The sequence below is a fragment of the Novosphingobium sp. UBA1939 genome, assembly GCF_002336885.1.
Taxonomy (GTDB): Bacteria; Pseudomonadota; Alphaproteobacteria; order Sphingomonadales; family Sphingomonadaceae; genus Novosphingobium.
Genome location: NZ_DDFB01000105.1, coordinates 1 through 2,843, shown reverse-complemented (window position 1 = coordinate 2,843; position 2,843 = coordinate 1). Strand labels below are relative to the sequence as shown.

The window sequence follows — 2,843 nt, the reverse complement described above, 5'->3', positions numbered from 1 at the left end:
CGGATCACGTCGGCGACAAGGAAGTGGGCATCAAAAAAGTTCCGGTGTCAAGTGTTTTGTGAAAACAGCCTGATGGCCGGAAGTCTATATGGGGCGCGGGTTTAGCTCTACTTCGGGCCGCTTTGCGGGGCTGCGGCGTTGTGGACTAGGAGCCACATAAGAGCGTCGCGGTAGAAAGCCGGAGCGTGCTGCATCGGGGACGATTGCCAGCAGACGGCGGCCGCGTCTCATCATCATAGCCCACAACGCCGCAGCCCTCCAGAACGAAGAACGCGCAGCCTTGGGCTGCGCGTTCGAGGGATGGATACCACGGGAACCGGCGTCATCAGCTTGGCTTCGACGGCGCGGCCTTGCCCGCGCCTCCCTTCCTGAATCCCCGATCCCCCGCCATGAAGGCTTCCAGCATGTGCGGAATCAGCACCGTGGCATCGACCGCTTCGCCGTAGGTCTGCGCGTGCAGCGCGGCGTAGCGGTCGAGGTCGGCTTTCAGGCTGGCCGGGCAAGCAAAGGTCAGCTTCGTGGATTCGGTTTTCGGCAGCGGCCCCAGCCGCAGCTTGCGCGTCGTCATCGTGAAGTCCCCCTGTTGAAGAAAAGCGGCTGGTACGGCCGCAGCACCAGATCGCGGTTGACGATGATGCGAACCGGCAGGCCCGGCCGTTCGGTCAGCGTCGGTTGGATGTTCATGTTGCGCCGTGTCATCTCTTGGCCGACCTGATTGATGCTGTCTTGGGCGCTGTCGCGGCCGGCGATGATGACGCGATCACCGTCCTGCCGGTTCTCCGGCGCGGCCAGCTCGGCACCGACACCCAGCAGCGTGGTCAGCGCCGCGCCGGCAAAGATGCGGCCCCAATGCCAATCCACGTCGTCTTCCAGCCCGGCATAACCGGCCGGGTCGGTGCCGGCCAGGTTGTCGAGCGTGAGCGAAGACGTGTCGGGCAGGATGATCCGGTTCCACACCACCTGCACGCGGCTCTGCCCGTAGCTGACCTGGCTGTTGTATTTGCCCAGGATGCGCGAACCCTGCGGGATCAGCAGGAACTTGCCGGTGGCCGTGTCATAGACCGGCTCCGTCACCGTGGCGATCACGTCGCCCGGCAAGTCCGACTTGATGCCCGTCACCAGCGCCCCGGCGACCACCGTTCCGGCCATGACCTGATACGGCGAAGCCGGCAGGGTCAGATTGCCGGAATTACGGGTTTCCGTGGTTCCGGCTTTCTGGAACGCCTCTTTCTGGTCTTGCCGGTTCTGTACGGCGGTCGGGTCGGCAGGCTGGGCCGCCGTCGAGGCCGGGCCAGCCGCCAGTGGGTCGAACGCCGCATTGGCGGCGAAGCCCTGCGAGGCAGCCACCTGCGTCTGCGCTACCGGCGCGGCCTTCTGCGAACCCGAGCGGAAGAACACCGACGATGCCGCAGCCGCTTCGGCTTCCTTGCGCAGCGCGTCGTTCGGGTCGTGGCCGGGGGCCGCGTAGGCGGCCGTCACCGGCTGCTGCGACTTCACGATGGCCGGGCCAAGATCGCCCGGCAGCGGCGGCCCCAGCTCCGGCACCTTCGGCGGCAGCTTCGAGTAGTCGGCCGGCAGCGCGTCCAGCCCTTCAGACTTCGAGACGCGATCGACGTTGTAAAGCTCGGTCTGCTCGCCAGTGCTGCGCCGCTGCGGTTGCAGCGACCACATCAGTGCGCCGAGCACGGCGACCGATAGGCCGCCGGCGAGGATGGCCAGCGTGCGCCGGTTCAGGCGCGTGACCGGGCGCGGTTGCGCGCGCAGCGCCACCGCCTCGGGCGCTACCTTGCCCGCCTGCGGCGTGGCGAGGTCGGGAGTGTCGTCCTGGCTCATGGTCAGTTCCTCCGCGCCACGCCATCGGTGCGTTCGATACGCACCACGTCGCCGCCATCACCGCCCAGGTGCAGTTCGGCCGCGCCGAACAGCCGATCCACGATGTAGTAAGGCGGACGAAAACGGTAGTTCACCAGTTGCCCGTCGCCCTGCGCGCCGATGACGAACAGAGGCGGCAGTTCGCCTTGCGCGATGCCCGGCGGAAACTGGATATAGACCTTCTCGCCGTCATCGAAGGCACGCAGCGGCTTCCACGGCGGATTGCTGCCGCTGACCGCGTAGCGGAAGCGGATCTTCTCCAGCGACAAGCCGGTATCGACTGGCGCGGCGGCGCTGGCCGCCTGCGCCTGGCGCTGCAAGGCCAGCATCCGGTCTTTCGGATAGTCCCAGGACACCGAAGCCATCCATGCACGCTCGGTCGAGGTCAGCTCCAGCAGGTACGTCCTGCGGCTGGTGGTGATGACCAGATTGGTTTTCAGGCCCGACCGGATGGGCTTCACCAGCACATTGACGCGCAGCGCCTCGCCGCTGCCGCTGGACGTGTCGCCCACGATCCACCGGACGGTATCGCCTGCGGCAACAGTCACCAGTTCTTCGCCGGGCTGGAGCGAAACCACGGTCACGCGCCCCGGCGCGGCATAGACCTGATAGAGCGCGCCGTCCGTGAAGGGCCATACCTGGATCGCATTGACGTAGCCCTCGCGCGTGGGCGCGATGCGGGCCTCGGCATTGGCGCGGGACACGCGCACCTTCTCGTCGGCCGGTTCCGGCGCAGCCGGGGCCGTGTCCACCTCGGGCAGCGGCTTCAACTGCGCCGGGAGTGCCAGCGGTTCGGGTACGGCAACCACTTCCACCGGCGCGGGCGGTTCCGGCAGCGGCTGCGCCTGCACCGGCTCATCGAGCGAGATGGACGGCGGCGGCTTGCCCTGCGAGGCGCAGCCCGCAAGGGCCAGCAGGATCAACGGCAAAACGGATTTACGGAAAAGTGCATTCATGGCTTGGCTCCTTCG

General features: G+C 67.1%; 3 protein-coding genes. All 3 read right to left on the bottom strand.

Features of this window, described 5'->3' with window-relative positions:
- Nucleotides 1-325 precede the first annotated feature (325 nt).
- Genes B3547_RS13280 through trbG form a run of 3 tightly spaced genes read right to left on the bottom strand, consistent with a single transcriptional unit; the run spans nucleotide 326 to nucleotide 2,828 of the window.
- A complete protein-coding gene (locus B3547_RS13280) occupies nucleotides 326-568 on the bottom strand; it encodes a DUF2274 domain-containing protein (RefSeq protein ID WP_033475083.1) in 243 nt (80 codons plus the stop codon).
- Nucleotides 565-1,833 carry a TrbI/VirB10 family protein gene (locus tag B3547_RS13275; RefSeq protein WP_034046876.1) on the bottom strand — a complete coding sequence of 423 codons (1,269 nt, stop codon included), beginning with the start codon at nucleotides 1,831-1,833 and terminating at the stop codon, nucleotides 565-567. The genes B3547_RS13280 and B3547_RS13275 overlap by 4 nt, the downstream gene beginning before the upstream one ends.
- A 2-nt stretch (nucleotides 1,834-1,835) precedes the next feature.
- Nucleotides 1,836-2,828 (bottom strand): P-type conjugative transfer protein TrbG, encoded by a 993-nt coding sequence (gene trbG, locus B3547_RS13270; protein ID WP_034046878.1) that lies wholly within the window; start codon nucleotides 2,826-2,828, stop codon nucleotides 1,836-1,838.
- Nucleotides 2,829-2,843: the final 15 nt, after the last annotated feature.

Bases quoted from the DNA above. Each gene is read 5' to 3' on its own strand.
- B3547_RS13280 (WP_033475083.1), bottom strand. From the start codon at position 568: ATGACGACGCGCAAGCTGCGGCTGGGGCCGCTGCCGAAAACCGAATCC.
- B3547_RS13275 (WP_034046876.1), bottom strand. From the start codon at position 1,833: ATGAGCCAGGACGACACTCCCGACCTCGCCACGCCGCAGGCGGGCAAG.
- trbG (WP_034046878.1), bottom strand. From the start codon at position 2,828: ATGAATGCACTTTTCCGTAAATCCGTTTTGCCGTTGATCCTGCTGGCC.